General features: G+C 52.4%; 17 protein-coding genes and 1 tRNA gene. 9 read left to right on the top strand and 9 right to left on the bottom strand.

Annotated elements, in window-relative coordinates; genetic code table 11:
• Window positions 1–5: 5 nt before the first annotated feature.
• From ACK5LI_RS15675 to ACK5LI_RS15665, 3 genes are all read right to left on the bottom strand, one after another.
• Window positions 6–2,258, bottom strand: coding sequence for a molybdopterin-dependent oxidoreductase (locus ACK5LI_RS15675; RefSeq protein ID WP_416951086.1), 2,253 nt, complete (start codon window positions 2,256–2,258; stop codon window positions 6–8).
• A complete protein-coding gene (locus tag ACK5LI_RS15670; protein WP_416951084.1) occupies window positions 2,251–2,916 on the bottom strand; it encodes a TorD/DmsD family molecular chaperone in 666 nt (221 codons plus the stop codon). Before ACK5LI_RS15670 ends, ACK5LI_RS15675 begins: the two co-directional genes overlap by 8 nt.
• A gap of 106 nt (window positions 2,917–3,022) precedes the next feature.
• Window positions 3,023–4,354: a LuxR C-terminal-related transcriptional regulator gene (locus ACK5LI_RS15665; protein WP_416951082.1), complete on the bottom strand. Its 1,332-nt coding sequence runs from the start codon at window positions 4,352–4,354 to the stop codon at window positions 3,023–3,025.
• 98 nt (window positions 4,355–4,452) lie between these two features.
• Here ACK5LI_RS15665 and ACK5LI_RS15660 point away from each other — a divergent pair, with 98 nt between their 5' ends.
• On the top strand, window positions 4,453–4,920 hold the full coding sequence (locus ACK5LI_RS15660; protein ID WP_416951080.1) for a hypothetical protein: 468 nt from the start codon (window positions 4,453–4,455) through the stop codon (window positions 4,918–4,920).
• A gap of 70 nt (window positions 4,921–4,990) precedes the next feature.
• Here the strand turns inward: ACK5LI_RS15660 and ACK5LI_RS15655 are convergent, their stop codons facing one another.
• The gene (locus tag ACK5LI_RS15655; RefSeq protein ID WP_416951078.1) at window positions 4,991–5,830 is read right to left on the bottom strand and encodes a substrate-binding periplasmic protein; all 840 of its coding nucleotides are present in this window, start codon (window positions 5,828–5,830) and stop codon (window positions 4,991–4,993) included.
• 233 nt (window positions 5,831–6,063) lie between these two features.
• Window positions 6,064–6,141: transfer RNA gene (locus ACK5LI_RS15650), tRNA-Glu, on the bottom strand.
• A 426-nt stretch (window positions 6,142–6,567) separates the two neighbouring features.
• Between ACK5LI_RS15650 and ACK5LI_RS15645 the strand changes: the two genes are divergently transcribed.
• Window positions 6,568–7,209 carry a GNAT family N-acetyltransferase gene (locus ACK5LI_RS15645; protein ID WP_416951076.1) on the top strand — a complete coding sequence of 214 codons (642 nt, stop codon included), beginning with the start codon at window positions 6,568–6,570 and terminating at the stop codon, window positions 7,207–7,209.
• Window positions 7,210–7,268: 59 nt separating this feature from the next.
• Here ACK5LI_RS15645 and ACK5LI_RS15640 read toward each other — a convergent pair whose 3' ends face one another.
• Window positions 7,269–7,742: a DUF721 domain-containing protein gene (locus ACK5LI_RS15640; RefSeq protein WP_416951074.1), complete on the bottom strand. Its 474-nt coding sequence runs from the start codon at window positions 7,740–7,742 to the stop codon at window positions 7,269–7,271.
• Window positions 7,743–8,122: 380 nt separating this feature from the next.
• Between ACK5LI_RS15640 and ACK5LI_RS15635 the strand changes: the two genes are divergently transcribed.
• Window positions 8,123–9,043 (top strand): ArsR/SmtB family transcription factor, encoded by a 921-nt coding sequence (locus ACK5LI_RS15635; RefSeq protein WP_416951072.1) that lies wholly within the window; start codon window positions 8,123–8,125, stop codon window positions 9,041–9,043.
• Window positions 9,044–9,066: 23 nt separating this feature from the next.
• Window positions 9,067–10,506 carry an adenosylhomocysteinase gene (gene ahcY, locus ACK5LI_RS15630; RefSeq protein ID WP_416951070.1) on the top strand — a complete coding sequence of 480 codons (1,440 nt, stop codon included), beginning with the start codon at window positions 9,067–9,069 and terminating at the stop codon, window positions 10,504–10,506.
• Between the two features lie 77 nt (window positions 10,507–10,583).
• Here ahcY and ACK5LI_RS15625 read toward each other — a convergent pair whose 3' ends face one another.
• Window positions 10,584–11,027 carry a rhodanese-like domain-containing protein gene (locus ACK5LI_RS15625; RefSeq protein ID WP_416951068.1) on the bottom strand — a complete coding sequence of 148 codons (444 nt, stop codon included), beginning with the start codon at window positions 11,025–11,027 and terminating at the stop codon, window positions 10,584–10,586.
• Between the two features lie 146 nt (window positions 11,028–11,173).
• Here ACK5LI_RS15625 and ACK5LI_RS15620 point away from each other — a divergent pair, with 146 nt between their 5' ends.
• The 5 genes from ACK5LI_RS15620 (at window position 11,174) to ACK5LI_RS15600 (ending at window position 15,201) form a co-directional block, all read left to right on the top strand.
• Window positions 11,174–11,473 (top strand): hypothetical protein, encoded by a 300-nt coding sequence (locus tag ACK5LI_RS15620; protein ID WP_416951066.1) that lies wholly within the window; start codon window positions 11,174–11,176, stop codon window positions 11,471–11,473.
• A 429-nt stretch (window positions 11,474–11,902) separates the two neighbouring features.
• A complete protein-coding gene (ilvN, locus tag ACK5LI_RS15615) occupies window positions 11,903–12,385 on the top strand; it encodes an acetolactate synthase small subunit (RefSeq protein ID WP_416951064.1) in 483 nt (160 codons plus the stop codon).
• A 13-nt stretch (window positions 12,386–12,398) separates the two neighbouring features.
• Complete coding sequence (locus tag ACK5LI_RS15610) at window positions 12,399–13,322, top strand: phosphate acyltransferase (RefSeq protein WP_416951062.1); 924 nt, start codon at window positions 12,399–12,401, stop codon at window positions 13,320–13,322.
• Window positions 13,319–14,533, top strand: a complete 1,215-nt coding sequence (gene buk / locus ACK5LI_RS15605) for a butyrate kinase (protein ID WP_416951060.1) — start codon at window positions 13,319–13,321, stop codon at window positions 14,531–14,533. Before ACK5LI_RS15610 ends, buk begins: the two co-directional genes overlap by 4 nt.
• Window positions 14,534–14,637: 104 nt before the next feature.
• Window positions 14,638–15,201 carry a TetR/AcrR family transcriptional regulator gene (locus ACK5LI_RS15600; RefSeq protein ID WP_416951058.1) on the top strand — a complete coding sequence of 188 codons (564 nt, stop codon included), beginning with the start codon at window positions 14,638–14,640 and terminating at the stop codon, window positions 15,199–15,201.
• 370 nt (window positions 15,202–15,571) lie between these two features.
• On the opposite strand, the gene ACK5LI_RS15595 is transcribed toward ACK5LI_RS15600, so the two are convergent.
• Together ACK5LI_RS15595 and ACK5LI_RS15590 are read right to left on the bottom strand one after the other, a co-directional pair.
• Entirely contained in the window at window positions 15,572–16,741 is a 1,170-nt protein-coding gene (locus ACK5LI_RS15595) for an iron-containing alcohol dehydrogenase (protein ID WP_416951056.1), read from the bottom strand.
• Window positions 16,741–18,306: a mucoidy inhibitor MuiA family protein gene (locus ACK5LI_RS15590; protein ID WP_416951054.1), complete on the bottom strand. Its 1,566-nt coding sequence runs from the start codon at window positions 18,304–18,306 to the stop codon at window positions 16,741–16,743. Before ACK5LI_RS15590 ends, ACK5LI_RS15595 begins: the two co-directional genes overlap by 1 nt.
• Window positions 18,307–18,465 lie beyond the last annotated feature (159 nt).

Below are 18,465 nucleotides of genomic sequence, written 5' to 3'. Positions count from 1 at the left end.
GCTCCTTAGACCTTTTCCACATCGGCATACTGGCCGTGGATGGCAACACCGGGGGCACCGGCTTTGTACGCGCCCATGTCGGCGGATTCGTCATCTACCAGATTCTGCACGTTGAACGTTGTGCCTTTGCCGAACCACTGCGTGTACATAAGCAGGCAGTCTGTGGCCACATTGCGGGTCAGCTTGGCCTTCAGCCGCACTTCACCCACCTTGTTGAACACGCGTACGGTATCAAGGTCGGCAATGCCTTTTTCTGCCGCCGCATCAGGGTGGATGTAGACAAAAGGCTCCTTGTTGTATTCGTGCATCCAGTCGATGTTGATGAACTGTGAATGAATGCCGAACTTGGAATGCGGGGTAAGCATACGGAACGCTGCATAGGGCTTGCGGCCTTCCTTGTATTCCGGCAGTGCCTTGTGCCCGTGCTCTGCGCATATTTCAGAGTAGAATTCGTACTTGCCGGAAGGCGTTCCGAATTTGCCGTCACTCCACGATGCAGAAGAAGACAGGCGCGCCTTGACAGGGCCGTTGCGGAGGTCTTCCCAGCTGTTTATGCCGAACAGCTCATAAATGCCCTGGTTAAACTCTTTTTCCATCCACTCTTTGGTGTCGAGTTCCTGCGGGAATGTGCATGACCCCGGCTGGAGCTGATTCATGCGTCTGGAAAGCAGTGCCGCAATCTCGATGTTGTTTTTGGCTTCGTGCATGGGCTTGATGGCTTGCTCATTAAGGGCCAGCCAGTAATGCCAGTACGAAACGTTGACGGTCCATTCTTCAAACAGCGTGGTCACGGGCAGCACTATGTCGGAGTTATCCACGGTTTCAGTGAAGAACTGTTCCACAGAGACAACCATTTCCAGCTTGTCGAAGGCTTTTTGCAGCTTGGGCCGGTCAAAGTCCTGTGCAAAGGGATTTTTGCACGATACCCACAACATGCGGATCGGGGGATCGTTGGTATCCAGAATGGCCTGAGCCGTTTTGTTGATGTTGACGGTGCGGTCTGTGTAGCTGGCTTTGTCGCCGCCGATGAAGTGGAATTCGCCTGTGGCGGCCTCGCCGCCGGTAAAGCCTACAGAGCCTTCAGGCTGCTTTTGAATCATGGCGTGGTAGTTGAATCCCCACGTCTGCAGGTGACCGTACCGCGCTCCGCCGCCTGTTTTGCCGATATTGCCCGTCATGGCTGCCAGCGCATCTACGGCACGCACGGTGGCGCCGCCGTTTACATGACGCTGCATACCGTACCCTATCCATATGGTGGCAGGGTCTGCCGAGGCAAACTCTTCGGCAACTTCCCTGATGGTCTGCGCGGGAATACCGCATACTTCAGCAGCCCATTCCACTGAAATGTTGTCTTTCAGGTAGCGGGCAAATTCTTCAAACCCCTTGGCGTGTTCGGTAACAAAGTCATAGTCCACGAGGTTTTTGTCTAAAATATGCCGTGCCATACCAAGGGCCAGCGCCCCGTCCGTGGAAGGCCCGGGCTGCAGATACATATCGCCCTTGGCCGCGGTCTGGGTAAGTACGGGGTCGATCACCACGACTTTTGCCCCGCGCCGCTGGGCTTCCATTATGTACTTCATGGAATGGACGGAACACCATGCGGGGTTGGCTCCCCACAGAATGATGTACTGAGCGTGCACCATATCTTCGGGGTCATTACACCACATGTTGCCCATGTCGTAATTCTGGGCATCAATTCCCGCGGGCCAGCAGGGGGTGCCGACAAAACGGGTGGTGTACCCCAAGGAGCTCATCATTCCTTCGACACCGTAGTTTGTAATGCCGAAGTTGCCGGAATATTTGGTAAGCCCGAGCCCCAGCAGTGAACCGTCTTTTTCTTTGATTTCCAGAATTTTTTTGGCGATGCGGTCAATAGCCTCATCCCACGAAATGCGCCGCCAGTTTCCGGTGCGTCTGCCGTCTTGCACCATGGGGTACTTGATACGGTCAGGATCATATGGTCTGCGGGTGTATGAGTAGCCCTTCACGCACAGCCCGCCCCGCGTATAGGTGGATTCGGGAGAACCTTCCACGAATTCTACCACACCGTCTTTGACGTATGTTTTGATGCTGCACGTGTCGTAACAGTTGCGCGGGCAGGCGTTGCGGTACACCTGATAGTTGGCAATGTTGAATGGATTTGTGGCTGCATTGGCATCCGGAATAAGCAACCTGCAAGGCAGGACGGATGCTGCGCCGAGAGCGGCTGCGCCCTTTAAAAAACTGCGCCTGTCAAGGCGGCAGGGGCGATTACTCATGGTCACCCTCCTTTTCGGTTTGCAAGGAAACATGATTGAAACAGCCACAGATACCGGCAGACTGCTTCTGGGTATTTAAAACACTTTCCAGCAGGTTTGCTGCTGCAAGTGTGGGAGACTGAGGATGGGCATGACGGCGTACTGCCGCCATAAACGGGGGAATCCACCGGGCCAGATGTTCGCCTACAAACCAGCGGTACATAGTGACAAAGTTATCCTGCAACGGCCTGTCGCCAATGCAGCGCAGCGAAAACTCTGCTTCGGTATGGCACGCCAGCAGGGCATCCAGCTCAAAGGCGATATGATCATCCGGAATGCTGCCCTCATCTGCAACGCGTAATCCGAGCGTGCGGTACAGTGCGCGAACTTCAAGTGCAGGCTTGCCCATAAGGCGGGGCTCGTTTTCAAGATAGGCGGAAGCATAAGGCGGGGCCTGCAGTGCTCCCGGGCCGGTGAACAGGCGGTTGAATTCATACTCCACCTGCAGCCAGTCTATTTCCAGACTCTTAAGGCTTGCATCATGGTCACTCAACCGCACTGCAGCAGCGGACATTTCGTGTTTGTCCGTAGCGACAAAATAGTCCCGCAATGCGGCAATGAGCTCCGGAGTTTCTTCTCCGGCCTGTGGTGGCGCGCCGGACATGATTGGTGTTGTCACAAGTCCTCCTGTCAGGTGTGTTGCTCTGACTGTTGCTAGTAATTCCTAGTACAGGGGAAGATTCGGCAACAGGAGGAAAAAATGGGGATGCGATGGGTATGCCGGTCTACCCGTTTTGCGTGTTGATGGGGTTGGCACGCAGGTAGGCAAACAGGTTGTTGCCCTTACCGTGCAAGCCGAGCTTGCGCCGTATGTTTTTCCTGTGAGTCTGAATGGTTTCCACGGACAGATTAAGCTGCTGTGCGATGTCTTTGGTGGAGTTACCCGCCTGTATGAACTGGCAGACACGAAGCTCGGAATGGGTCAGCTTGAGTAACAACGGGTTGATAGCGTTATCCGCAGAGTTTCCAAGATGCAGCAACTGGTCACGGGCTACAGCGGCATAGCCTGCACGCAGCGTACTGTCATTTTCCGTTTCCAGTTTGTTCAGCGCGGGCATGACCATTGTCTGTATCTGGGCGGAGATTTCTTTCAGTATGTCAGACCGTTCCCGCTCTATGCTGTGTAACACGTTGCGCAACGTGACGTTCATTTCTTCCAGATGGAGCTTTTCCTGTCGCAGTGCGTTCGTTTGTTTCTCCACAATAGTTTCTAAAGTTTCACGCTGTTGTGCGTGCTGCGTGATGTTTGTCAGCATGACAAGGTATTCGTCGCTGGCAAGACTGACGGTGCTCAGGGGCGTCACCTGCATACGGTATACGCTGGAATCGTGTCTGAACGGAATTATTTCACATGATAAACCCAGAGGGTAGTAGCGCAGAATGTCTTCCATGCTTTGCCCTTCCAGCCCCAGTACATCCCACAGGTGTGTGCCGATGATCGTGGTGCTGCCTGCCTTATCCCGTAGAGGCATATTACAGTTGGTCACAGTTCCGTTGTTATCCACCACAAGAACCAGATCGGAGGTGGTGTTCAGGATGTTTTCAAAGCGGCATTTCTCCAGCGTGAGCAGCCTGTTTGCTTCGTCATGCTGGCGTGTGGACAATTCAGAAACGGAGGTCGCCCAGTCTTCGACAAAAATGACCTCGAAGGCATCTGCAAAAAGCTGTGTCAGGCGATGCACATCACTTTTTACTCCGGCTTCTGCTTCCAATAGGTCAATGACGTGGTGCACGCTGCGTACAAGGGTTTTAAAGCATCCCAGAAACATGGCGGGCGTTATACCGCGTAGGCGATGGCGTCTGGCTGACTGGACAAGAGCATCGGCCCAGTGCTCCTCATTACGGATAAGTTCTTCAAAACTTGGGGGAGGTTGCTGCTGCATTCGCTGAACAACAGGGTGCAGAAAACCGTGCAGCGACTGAATGCAGTCTTCGCGTTTGGCTGTGGTGTGTTGCAGATACCCTGCGGCATTCATCCGTTCAGACCATTGCTGTAAAAAAGTAGTTACTGCCGCGTTGTCCGTGAGCATGTGTCTAAACAAAGAAATGCTGTTCATGGTTTCTGATACCGTGAATCTTGCGTTACGTCACGAAAAAGGAGTATTACGTGAAAGTAAAGTCAAATTACAGGGGGTAGGATGTGCAAGGTAGTGTAATGAAAATAGATAATTATTGTTTTGTGTCCCGCTTTGCTCTTTTGGCAGTTTTTTGTCTTGCGGTACTAGTACATGCTTCGCCTGCGGTAGCTGTGGAAGTAGAAAATGATGAGGTATACCGCATTGTTTTAGATGAAAATGCGGTTCAGGCAAATCATATTGTGGATGGGGTGCCTTATGCGGCGGTCGGGCAGCCGTTTTTTCTTGTTGTGAAGGCCGGACACGTGGAAGTGCCGGAGGGAAGCTTTCGTGTTGTGAATATTTCTGCGCAACCCGAAGAAACTGGCAGCACAGCGGAATACGTAAAGCCGAAAATCCGTACCGGCTATCCGGAATCGCAGATACATTTTGCACAGAGGGGACGCTATTCTCTTTTGGTTCAGGTAAGTGACGTGTGCAAAACAAGCTGTGCCGGTGTCACCCTTTCACCGGTGATGGAGCGTCGCCTTTCCGTGCTTGTTCGGTGATTGTGCTGCTGCGGCGGGGATGACGCAAGTTTAGAAACGTAAGAGGATTCCTGTGGCTGTATGGAGGACATTATTGTTTCGGCTGCGTAATGTCTGGTCCGGCGGATTGAGTAGGAGTCTCACTTAAGTGTTTTTCGACGATAGACCAGATCGAACCATCGTCCTGCATGGAACTGATGATAGATTCAAGCACAGGAACAAGCGTTTCATGCTTTTGCGTCAGGAAGATGTAGCCGGGAAGTGAAGACGCGATACCGCGTATAGTTATTTCATCGTACCGTGGTTGTTGTTGCTGCTTAAGGCATTCAAGAGCTCTTTCGGGACCTATGACAATGTCTATTCTGCCTAGGCGCAACATATCAAAGCATTGTGCATGTTGATTGAGCGGGTATTCATGGTGTGCATGGGCAATACGTTGTATTACTTTTTCTGCAGAAAGCGATCCCCGTATATATCCGATGTTTAAAATTTTGCTTTTGTAATTGGCAATGGCCTCTGTAGAAGCCAGCTCAGGGTAGCTGTCTTTGCGTGTATAGATAGCATAATCAACTGCAAAGACAGGCGTATTGACGCGTATCGTCAGGCCTTTCAGTTTTTCATCTTCTTCTATAGATAAAAAATCTCCGTCTATTTGCCCTTCCTGAATCATCTTTCTCATTCTGGTAAGCGGAAGCGTTTTTATTTTTACGTCATATCCCGCTCTGTCGAATATTGCACTATAGACTTTTTGTACAATTTCAAACTGCTGAGAGTTGCACATTTCTGCTGCGCCAAGGGTGAGGGAAGGTCGCTCTGCGTATGTAATAGAAGCAAAGCACAGCAGGATGGAGATTGTGAGTAGAGTGATATATAAAAAAAATGAACGTGTATGGAATGTTGTTTTGCTCAGAGCGTAATGTGACAGCTTCATTATTCCAGCCTGCTTGTTGGGGCCATGAAAAAGTTAGAACACGTTCCATGTACTTTTTTACAAATCACTATGAAAAACAAAGTAATATTGAGTAGTAGAGAACATGATACATCTTTTTTGAGGGCAGGTGTAGGAAAAAGTACAGGAACGGAAAGATGCAGGCTGATCAGCCATAATTTGTATGGCAATAACAAAAAAAGCACTTATGAATTCATAAGTGCTTTTGATGTCTGTGGCGTCCCCAAGGGGATTTGAACCCCTGTCGCCTGCGTGAAAGGCAGGTGTCCTAGGCCAGGCTAGACGATGGGGACGCATGGCCTGCTGTTTTCACAGCGCGGAAAAGCTTTTTGACAGAATCAATACCTGTCGTCAAGAAAAAACTGTGAAAAAATGAAATGGCGCTGCCTGTACATTTATCATCAGGGGAAAGCGTTCCGTGCAGATACTTACGACCGTGTATATACAGATGTTTTTATTTTGTGTAACCTATTGTTTTGTTAGATTATACAGATGCTATGCCAATGTTGGCGGATGCACCGTTATGTGATGCCTTTGTCCGGGCAAAGGGACGAAGCAAGCGGTGTTGCGACCTGTACGTTGTGTTTGCAGGCAGGCTTTGTGATTTTGCAGCAACGTATTTTGCGCGAACAAAGAATTTGATTTGCCCCTGACTTATTACCAGTGAAGGGACGAGTAAGGGTATACGACAATGAATACTTTGGAAGTTCGGGGGTGATATGAAGGTGCGCCTGCGCCGTGCCTTTATGGAAGAGCGGAGTAAGGTATATGAATGGCTTTGTCTTTCTGACACGGCCCCTCTGCATATGGGGTTGCCGGACTACCCCGAGAATCCTGTTCCTTCATGGGAAGATTTTCAGCAGGATTTTTTTGACGGGATGTTTGTGACTAAAATGGCACCGCCTGACATGGTCGTGCTAGGCAAAACAGCCATGTCCGGCTTTAACGGTTGTGCGCAGGAAATGAATTCACCCTATGTCTGCACTGCTGATTCTGTCTGGATTATCGAAGCCGGACAGCAGGAGGCGGGGTGCGTCTGCGCTAATTCGTTTCATTTGCTTCCTGCCTGCGCGGAGCTGGATATCTGGATGCGGAGCAAGGCGTTTTGCGGCAGAGGGTTAGGGGCAAAGGCTCTTGGTCTGCTTGTGGAATATTTACGCAATGAATGCGGCATCCGGCGTATGCTGATACGTCCTTCAGAAAAAAATTACAGGGCGATAAGAGCGTACGAGAAAACAGGCTTCCGGCGCGTGGATAATAAAGAGGATACCGTCCGCTCATTTCTGTTGCCGGAATTCTGGCAACAATATGGCGACGGTGATTACGGGCTGGAGTCTACGGCTGTGCTGGTACTGGATTAGGTACGGCGCGGTGTGAGAGTTTCGAGGGCTGTTTGGCGGCATCAGGGTGTTGTTGGTTATCAGCCTTTTGTCTTGTCCTCAAAATATTTCACATACTTTCTATAACAGCGGGTTACAGGCGATTCCGGATCAAGCAGTTCTTCAAGGCCGCCCAGATTTTCCGGCTTGGGGGGCTGCCAGCGACGGACTGTATGTGAAGAGGCTTTGAATCGGGCAAGGTCGGTTTTTCCCATCAGCAAGTCTACCTGAACACGATTAAAGTGGTCATCACCGATGAACTGATTAACCCGCTCAAGAATTTCCATAGTATAATAGGTCAACTCCTGCTGAGCCATATTGTCTTCTGCACCTACTATGAGCGTATGCTTGCGGTGCCCCAGCGGAATTGCCAGAGGCGCAATGTCCGGCCCCATTACATCATCCCACTGCTGCCACAGCCTGATAAGCTGCAACGAAAGCCCCCCGCCGCGTTCTTCCAGAAGGCGGCGCATGGCATCGCGCAAGTCGCGGGCGTGTATATCGTACATTGACATGATGGCTCCGTACCGTATCTGTACCGGCTGCTGTAGTGCAGCCATACAGATATGATTAACATGCCGTGCACTGAACGCAACCCCGAGGTTCGCTTTCGCACGGTAAGCTGCGGGATACGACGGGCGGGATTGTGTGTCAATCGGACTGTAAAAAAGCGTAAAGTCAGAGTTGCTGGCAGTCATCTTAATTATATCGAATAAAGTCTTATGTGCTGAAAGGGTGTTTCATGCACTACAAGCGTTGTTATCGATATAAGAGCAACTACCCACTTTTCCCGCCATGCATATTGACTGTATTCTGGAAATTGGATAGATCTGTATCAACTTTTCTTGATTCAGATTTATCAAGTAAACTGAAAATAATCGCCGGAACAGCCAATATGTCTTCTGCACTCGCTTTATTCAAAGCTTTGTCAGACGAAACCCGTCTGCGGCTTATTAACGTGCTCAATCGTTTTGAGCTTAGCGTTAACGAACTGGTAGCCATCCTTGAGATGGGGCAGTCGCGTGTTTCGCGTCATTTAAAAATAATGACCGGAGCAGGACTCTTAAGCTCGCGCCGTGATGGGCTTTGGGTGTTTTATTCCGCACCGGACGAGGGTCCGGGGCGTGAATTTATCAATGCCGTAATGCCTTTTGTGACTAAAGATATCACCCTGCATTCGGACCTTGATATGGCGCGCAAGATTATTGAAGAACGTTCGCGCAAAACGCGGCAGTTTTTCAATGCCATTGCAGAAGACTGGGATCAGCTTAACCGCGAGGTTATCGGCGAGTTTGACCTGCCGGAGGCCATTGTATCGCACATGCCCAAGTGTAAGGTTGCGGTAGATTTCGGCTGCGGTACCGGCACGATGCTCAAGGCCATGATGCAGAAAGCTGATGAAGTCATCGGCGTTGATGGTTCGCCCCGTATGCTGGAGCTTGCGCGGCGCAGGTTTGAAGAAGATGCCGAGCGGGTTTCGTTGCGTATCGGCGATCTGGAACATCTGCCGCTGGCAGATGGCGAAGCGGATTTTGCGGTGGTCAGCATGGTGCTGCACCACCTGTCGCATCCCGGAGCAGCGCTCAAGGAAGTGCGACGTGTGCTGAGCAAGGGCGGCATTCTGGTATTGGCCGATTTTGACAAGCACGAAGATGAACGGATGCGGACAGAATACGGTGACCGCTGGCTCGGGTTTGATATGTCCACCTTGGCTGACAAACTGACCGGGGCCGGATTTACGGTGCGCCACAACGATTTACATGGCGTGGAAAAAGGCCTTTCCATCCATCTTATCGTTGCAGAAAATAACAGTTAAATAAAAATTTTGTGGAGGCAGTCATGACTGACGCCAGCAGAGCTATTCCTCTTGATCTGACTATTGAAAACAAAGTACGCGACATTTCCGAAGCTGACTTCGGCTACAAGGAAATGCAGCTTTCCGAGCGTGAAATGCCCGGCCTGATGGAACTTATCAGCAAATACGGTGCAGAAAAGCCCCTCAAAGGGCTGAAAGTAACCGGCTCGCTGCACATGACCATCCAGACTGCCATGCTCATCAAAACCCTGTACGAACTGGGTGCTGACATCCGTTGGGCATCTTGCAATATTTTCTCCACTCAGGACCACGCAGCAGCCGCTATTGCCGATTCCGGCATGGCTAAAGTGTTCGCATGGAAAGGCGAAACACTGGAAGAATACTGGTGGTGCACCGAGATGGCTCTTACATGGCCTGATGGTTCCGGCCCCGACCTTATCGTGGACGACGGCGGCGACGCCACCATGCTGATCCACAAAGGCGTGGAAGCTGAAAAAGACGCCAGCATTCTGGAAAAGTCTTACAGCAACAAAGAGTTCCAGATTGTCATGGATCGTATCGCCCTGAGCGTTAAAACCGATCCCCAGAAGTGGACCCGTATCGCTGCCAAGATCAAAGGGGTTTCCGAACAAACCACCACCGCCGTTCACCGTCTGTACCACATGGAAAAAGAAGGCAGCCTGCTCTTCCCCGCCATTAACGTGAACGACTCCGTTACCAAGTCCAAGTTCGACAACCTGTACGGCTGCCGCGAGTCTCTGGCTGACGGCATCAAGCGCGCTACCGACGTTATGATCGCCGGTAAGACTGTTGTTGTTCTTGGTTACGGCGATGTGGGCAAAGGTTGCGCACAGTCCATGCGCGGCTTCGGTGCCCGCGTGCTGGTAACTGAAATTGACCCCATCTGCGCATTGCAGGCCGCCATGGAAGGTTTTGAAGTGATCACCATGGATGAAGCTGCTTCTATGGGCGACATCTTTGTGACCGCCACAGGTAACTTCAAGGTTATCACCGGCGAGCACATGGAACGCATGAAAGATGAAGCCATTGTGTGCAACATCGGTCACTTTGATAACGAAATCGAAATGTCCTACCTTGAAGACAACGATTTCTGCTCCTGCCTGAACATCAAGCCGCAGGTGGACAAGTGGACCCTGAAGTCCGGCCGTTCCATCATCGTGCTGGCAGAAGGCCGTCTGGTAAACCTTGGCTGCGCTACCGGTCACCCCAGCTTTGTTATGTCGAACAGCTTCACCAACCAGGTTCTGGCCCAGCTGGAATTGGCTTCCAACCCTGATCTGGATAACAAAGTGTACATTCTGCCCAAAAAGCTGGATGAAGAAGTTGCCCGTCTGCACCTTGCCCGCCTTGGTGCAAAGCTGACCACCCTGACCAAAGAGCAGGCAGACTACATCGGTGTGTCTGCAGAAGGCCCCTTTAAGCCTGACCACTACCGCTACTAGTCTTCAGACTGGTTGTCCGCGTATAAAACAAGGCCGCCACGCTATGCGTGGCGGCCTTTTCTTTTTGTTGTAAGGTATTACTGTAAGGGTAGCTGGTTGCGCTGCCAGTCCACAATGCCGTCTTGCAGGTGGTAGACGGGAGTTTTGAAGCCCATCGACTGCATTTTATCCAGCGTATGGCCGCTACGTCCGCCGGAATGGCAGTACAGCAAGTATGTGGCATTACGGTCGAGCTTTGCCAGCTGTTCGTCGAAGTCGGCATCATAAAAGTTGATGAGGACGGCGTTCGCGAGGTGTCCTTTTGCAAACTCTTCAGGGGTCCGTACATCAAGGGGGATGATGTCAGGTTGTTCCTGCAGCAGGAGCGCTGCTTCGGCTGCAGGCAGGTTGATGACGGCTTCGCTGTTCAAAGGCATCGCATTGTATCTGTACCATTGCATAAAGACCATGCTGGCAGCCAGAAATGCAAAAAGAAGCAGGTCGATGAGTAATGGCCTTTTATGTGTACTAACGGGTGTCATGTAGGCTCCTTGGAATGCGTATTGAACTGTGTTGCGTGTCTCGGTGGTTGGTGCAGAACTTGCTTTATCATTGAATGAGCGTAGAGGATAGCCCAGTATGCTTATAAGGGAGAGTCTCCCGTTGAAGTAAGGATGGAGGCACACATATGGCTCGTATTTTCAGAACATTTGAACTGGTTCGTAAAGGAGATCGGATGATTGAAGATCTCAACAGGGCCATTAAAGAGAGCGGAGTACCTCGCTGGTATCCCTACGAAGACCGCTGGCGATGGATGCGGGTGCTTTATATGCAGGGCAGAGCCACGGCGGAATTGCTGGAGATCTTTCTTGCCCGTCTGGGTGCTCACACTCCGTATACATTATGCACATTGCAGGATTTGAACGCGCGTTCCGGTGTGGAGATTGTCTGTCCTGTACTGCGGGAAACCGGAGTCTTTGACGTCTGATATCTGAAACGTTGAGCGGACATGCGGCGGACACGCTTTTCGGCAGGTCTTTCCGGTAACAGCTCTTTTAATTTTGTAGATTAAGAATGCCGCATGGTTAGATTTTAGCCATGCGGCAATTTGTTTGTAAAGTCTGATGGGGACGGGCCAAAGTGTACCGTTGCTGCGGGCGGATTGTTCCTTTTGACGGGTTGCGGAGCGCGGCGTGACAGTAGGTGGCAGGCAAAAGTATTATCGCTGAGGGCAGGGCTTTCAATGGAATATTGTTTCAATGCGCTGCATTCTTAGTAAATAGCGATACATTATGCTGGCAGCATGATGCTGTTATTGTGGTGTATTGGCCGTCGTTTGCGGGTGCTTGCTACTTCATGCTTGCGTAGTGCTCATGCTGTTGTATATTCAATGTCTGCATACAAAAGGAGTCACACCGTGAAGCATACGATTTCCGCACTTGTAAATAACCGTGTAGGTGTTGTGGCTGAGGCCACGGACGTATTCCGTAAATACAGCGTAAATATCAAGTCCGTATCCTGCGGTGAAACAGAAGATTTTGATGTTTCCCGCCTTGTCATCACCGTTGAAGGCCAGTCAGCAGAAGTTGAGCGCGTATGCGATGAGCTGCGCGGACTTGACTTTATCAGTGAAGTGGAAGACCTCGCCCGTCGTGATTTTGTAGACCGCGAGCTTGCGCTGCTGCGTGTTTCCATCACACGCGAAACAATGTCGCAGGTTATGCAGATATTTGAAGTGTTTCGCGCAAATGTTGTCGGTATGGGGCAGGAATCAATTACCGTGGAAATAACCGGCGACGAAGAAAAGGTGGACGGCTTTATTAAAATGCTGCGGCCGCATGGTATCCGCAGTCTGTGCCGGACCGGAGTTATTGCGCTACGGCGCGGGGATGAGGACTAACGCCGGAGGGCCGATGACCATACGTACAATGGAAGATCTGTTGTCCGCTGCAACCGGCCGCGAGTCTATGCCCCGTGTGGCGGTGGCGGCAAGCGGACAGGATGTGGCCTTAATGGCCGCATTGGACGCATATCAGCGCGGCATAGCCGAGCCTGTGCTGGTTGGGGATCTTGATAAGACCCGTGCCATAGCGGAGCGCGCCGGTACGGATATCAGCAAATTTGAAAGTCACCACGAGCCGGAAAAAGCGCAGGCTGTGCAGCACTGCCTGAAGCTGTTCCACGCCGGTGATGTTGCCATGATGATGAAAGGCAATGTGAATACCGACGTGTTGCTGAAGGGAGTGCTTAATAAAGAAACAGGCGTGCCGCCCACGGGTATTCTGTCGCATGTGGCTGTATTCTGCCTGCCTGGCGAGCAGCGCTTGCGCCTGCTTACTGATGCCGGAGTAAACATATCGCCTAACATGCAGCGAAAAGCGGAAATCGTCCGCAACGCGTTGGGTGTGGCGCATTCTCTTGGCATTGCAAAGCCGAAGATTGCCATGCTGGCAGCAACGGAAAAGGTAATCTATCCCGCTATGCCAGCTACGCTTGATGCCCAGATGGTCGCCCGTATGAGCGAGCAGGGCGAGTTCGGTGATGCTGTTGTCTCCGGCCCTATGGCGTTGGATCTGGCCGTTTCTCCTGCCGCTGTAGCGCGCAAAGGGTTTGAAGATCCGGTAGCAGGGGATGCCGATATTCTGGTGGCTCCGGATATCGAAAGCGGCAACATTCTGTACAAAACTCTGACAAGCCTTCTGGATCTGCCGCTGGCAGGTATTGTGGCGGGCAGCCGAATTCCGCTCATTGTGCCTTCGCGCGGTGACAGCGATAAGAGCAAACTGTATGCGCTGGCACTGGCAGCGTACATGACAAGAGAGGAACGCACCGGATGAGTCTTATCCTGACCATCAACCCCGGGTCTACCAGCACCAAGGTGGCGTTGTACGAAGACGAAACATCGCTTTTTGAAAAAACTGTCGAGCACACCCGTAGCGAGTTTAAAGGACTTGCCTGTGTTTTTGACCAGCTGGAAGCCAGACGCAAGGCCGTGGCAACCCTGATGTCAGAGGCAGGATTCGGTGATGTAAAGCTTGATATTGTTGTGGGTCGCGGCGGCCTGCTGGCCCCGATGCACGGTGGTGCATGGCGGATCACTCAGCCGATGCTGGATGATCTGAGCAAGGCCGCGTATGGTGAACATCCTTGTAATCTCGGAGCCCCGTTGGCACTCGCTTTTGCCGTCAGCCACGGTGCCGGTTCTTCAACTCCCGCAATTATAGTTGATCCTGTCGTTACTGACGAACTGGACGATATTGCACGCGTGGGTGGTTTGCCCGAATTACCGCGCCGCAGTGTGTTTCATGCCCTGTCACAGCGTGCTGCCGCCCGCAGGGCGGCAAGTCAGCTGGGCATGAAGTACGAGGAAGGTTGCTTTCTGGTAGGACATTTCGGCGGAGGCATATCCATAGGCGCACACAGAAACGGTCGCGTGGTGGATGTGAACAACGCGCTGGAAGGCGAAGGGCCGTTTTCGCCGGAACGCACAGGCGGACTACCTGTAATGCCTGCTTTGGAACTGGTGCGCAACGGCATGTACTCTTTTGACGAGATGCGTAATGTTGTGCAGCGTGCCGGCGGTATGTGGGCACATCTGGGCACAAATGACCTGCGGGAAGTGCAACGCCGTATGGATGAAGGTGACCGGCAGGCTGCACTTATTTTTGATGCTTTGGCTTACAACAGCGCTAAGGCTTTGTGCGCTCTTGCTCCTGCCCTTATTGACCCTGCGCAAATAGTTCCTTCGGGAGCGGGAAACGTGACGGTTACTATTGCAGGCCCGGCACCGGCAACATCAGAAGATGATCCTTCATGTCCGGCTGCACTGGACGGGGGAAATGACTGTGATACGGCAAGTCCTGTTGATGCGGTGGTGCTGACAGGCGGCATGGCCCGTTCTGAACGGCTTATGCATGCCATCGGCTGCAGGGTGCGCTATCTCGGCCCAGTAGTAGTGTTGCCTGAATTGGAAGAAATGCAGGCGCTGGCACTGGGTGGTCTGCGGGTTCTCAGAGGGGAAGAAACACCCGCAGAGTACGCCGCCTGAGGCGTAGTACAGCAGCCGGAACTTCGGGGATGCCGGAGCACTTGACGTTACTGCCGGATAGTAGTCTAGTGCGGCCTTTCTATCATACTGAAAAGCGGGGCGTTATGGCTTCATCTAAACAACTTATTCTTGAAAATGCTCGTAGACTCTTTTCCGAAAACGGTTTCAAGGGCACGACCATTGCGCAGATAGCCAAGACATCCAATGTTACGGATGCGGCAATATATCGACATTACCGTTCCAAGCAGCAGATTTTTGACGGCATCATTAATGATTTTTTTGATGACTTCAGCGGGTTGATGGACAGTATTCACGAGCGTCAGAAAACAGGTTACTGTCTCATCCAGACGTTGATTCTTGATCTGGATGCTTTTCTGGACGAGCGGGTGGTTGAGCTGAAGGTAATCATGAATACTTACACCGTGATGCCCAGTGCGCGTGAAGTTATGGAGCGGATTTACGCACTGCTTGGCCAGACGCTGGAACGTTGCCTTGAAAAAGGTATGCGTGACGAGACGGTGCGTGATGACCTTGATGTACCTGCCACGGCATCTCTTATTGCTGTTATGCTGATAGGCATGAGCCGCCGCCAGTTGTACTGGCCGGAAACGCCTAATCTGGCACAGGAAGCTGTGACGTTCTGTCAGCGTAGCATCCGCAGCCGTTAGAGTATTTGAAAGCTGTGCGTATCGACGTGCACGTTATAAAATTGTAACCGGCCTTTTCCTTTTGGAAGAGGCCGGTTTGTTTTGGCGTATGTCATTTTGCCACAATTATTACAGCGAGTTTCGTTGTATCCTGCTCAGATGCCGGAAGGCGTCGGCACAGTACGCGGCTGTGCCTCATCCTGTTATGGATCATGAAACTGCGTGTTGTTCTGTGTATCTTATTGCTTCGTAATGAATAGAAAAATCTTACCGGAATAACATGAAAAAAAACTCCTGTGACGCAAAACGCGCACAGGAGTTTTCAGTATGTCGAAGTTGCAAGCTGATTAACGGTCAGGTTGTACCGGCTAAGGCATGATGCCCCTGCTTGCTATAATACGCGCATGAATATCCGCATAACATCATCGTACGAAAGCGGTGTCAGTCTGCCAAGAGCGCGGTACGCAAAGGCGTTTTTCACCATATCAGGAATGGCGCTTTCGGGTATGTTCCAATGCGAGAGGCGCTGCGGTGCACCCCAGCGGGCAAAGGCGGCACGGGTGGCTTCCAGACCTTGCTGAGGGCTGTCGACTCCCCATACGTTACGGGCAAAGCGGGTAAAGATGTCCGGTACCTTATCGTACACTTCCTCCATCCATGAGGGGAAAAGTACAGCTAGCCCTTCGCCGTGGGGCACGGCAGGGTACATGCCGCTTACGGCGTGCTCCAGCGCATGAGATGTCCAGTCGCCGCCGGAAAGACCGGAGCCGGAAAGTCCGTTCAGCCCCCAGCAGGCAGCCCATGCAAGGTTTGCGCGGGCGGAATAGTTTGCGCCGTCTTTTTGCAGTTCATCCAGTGAAAGAATGAGGGACCGCAGAAGCCCTTCACATATCTGCAGGGTTGTCTCTTCGTGAAAGTAGCCTGTCTGCGCATCGGCAAGGCGTCCTCGGAAGTAATATTCCATCACGTGCGTCATGGCGTCTATGCCGCCGGATGCCGTCAGCCGCCACGGCAGCCCCGCCTGCAACTGCGGGTCAATGATGGATACTTTCGGGCACAGGCACAGGCCGTTGAGTGACCATTTTTTTGCCAGCGGCTCATTAGTGATGATTGCCCTTTCGTTCATCTCTGATCCGGTGCCGGACAGCGTGAGCACCGTGAACACAGGCAGCGCCTGTGTTACGGGTTTACGCGTTTCTACAACTGCCCAATAGTCATCCAGATAGACTCCGGCGGCGATGGCTTTGGCACAATCGATTACGCTGCCGCCGCCGATGGCAAGAACACCTTTCGCCTTACAGGCGCGGGCTGCATCAATACCGCTTTCGACCAGTTCAAGGGACGGGTTGGGCGTGACTCCCTCGAAGGGGGTGTGGCCGATACCGGCCTCCTTTAACGAAGCGAGAACTCTGTCATATGCCCCTGTGCGCTTTGCCGAACTGCCTCCCGTAACCAGCAGCACGTGCTTTACCGCGTACGCGGCAAGCTCTGTACCTGTGCGATCTACGGTATCTTTGCCGAAAACAATACGTGTGGGTGCGTGGTATACGAATGAATCCATTATTGTCTTCTTCCTGTGTCTATCTGCACGTCAGCAGGTGCGGTGACGGTAACGTTGTGGTTGATGGCGGTTTCCGACTGCGCGGGAATTTGCAGCTTCCAGACGTAGATGTGTTCTTCTTTGTCCAATTCCGGCGCGGGAGAGGATGTCAGCTCCAGCTCCATGTCTTTCATACGCAGACGGGGTGCTGCATCCTGTACTTCCACGTTGACAGCCGCAGAGCGGGCGTTGGCGATGGTTATATCCCATGCCCAGTCGAAGACCTGCTTCTTGCCGATGAAGCCCTTGGTACCCTCCTGTTGTTTTTGCAGGTTCATGGTCGCTGTAACCAGCGGGTCACTGCCGAAGTGGAATGTTTCTTCGGTTCCGGCAAACTCAAGCCTGCGTGTGCCCGCGGTGGCGTTGTCCACAATCATGGTGGCTACGCCGGGGGGCAGCAGACGCGCTTCAGGCAGGGTCACACGGGCTGTCAGGAACGCACGGGGCGAACGGGCAGGGCGGATGGTATATACAAATTCTGCTTTCCATGTCTCATCCACAATGGGAATGCGCAGCTCTTTGCCGGCTGCAAGTGACACACTACCCAGCTGCCAGATGGCATAGGTTGAGGCCATTTCCCGAACAGGTGCCGTTGGTGCTGCCATTTCTGCGGCTTCAGGTGCGGCATCAGCCATCATCATGGCAACTTTCATGCGCGGCTCAGGGCGGGGTACCCTCTGTTCGATGTCCCAGTCTGGCAGCGCAGGAGGCGTAAGGCCGGTTCGTGGCGGCATGGTGGCAATGGCAAGACGGGTGTTTGTCCAGTCCATGCCAAGACGCTGCCACAAGGTGGCGGCATACGTGAAAAGTACGGTGCCTTTGTCAGGGCGGGCATGCAGAGTATAGGCCGGTGCCCAGCCGCAGCCGGAAGCTGTGTATGTGTATTCGACCGGCACAGCTTTGTTGACGGGCTTAGCGAGTGATGCCGTGACCAGCCACATATGTTCGGCGCCGCCTGTGGCGTTTTTCAGTTCTTCGCGGATTTCTTTGACTTCCTGCTTGCGCTTATCGATAAGTGGCTCAAGGGTTGCCCGCTCTGCATAGAGTGCTGTGAGCCGCTTTTCCATTGCCGCATTCAGGCGTTCTACTTCTGCCACATTGTTCAGGGCACTGCGAGGGTCAGACCACAGATCAATACGTGCTTCAATGGATTTTTCTGTTGCCCGGACTTCTGCCAAAGCCTGTTCTGCCTTTTTCAGGCGTTCTTCAATGGCGGCAGTGGCAGGTGGCGCTGCCGCCACGGGAACGCGTTGCCAGTTGATGTCAGTAACGGTGTTCCCCCCGACTTTCAGTGACAGGCTGTCCTGATCTGCCTGTTGCGGCAGGAACAGGGTGAATGAGTCAGATGCCTGTACCGTTTGCTGTACACTAAGCTGTGCGCTTTGCGGGAAGAGTATTACCTGACTGGGCTCCGCCGGACGGGGCGGGAGCGCAGCGCTGGCAGCCTGCGGGGAAACAAATGAAGCAAGCAGCAAAAAAGCTGTTAATGCAGGGAGCCAGATGAAATATGAACGGGAGGTACTCATAACGGTCTCCGATGGTTCAATGGTTGTACGTTGTGTTTGCTGTTTTGTAGCACAGCTCTGCGGTATGGGCCATATGACAGGGAAGATTATCCTGTAGCAGAAGTGCCGGTTTGTGTTGCTGGTGCGGCACTGTATAAATTTTTTCAGTGAGCTGCCCAC

This window comes from Oleidesulfovibrio sp. (assembly GCF_047973035.1).
Taxonomy (GTDB): domain Bacteria; phylum Desulfobacterota; class Desulfovibrionia; order Desulfovibrionales; family Desulfovibrionaceae; genus Oleidesulfovibrio.
Note: the sequence above shows the minus strand (reverse complement) of the source record. Positions and strands in the feature narration are given on the sequence as shown.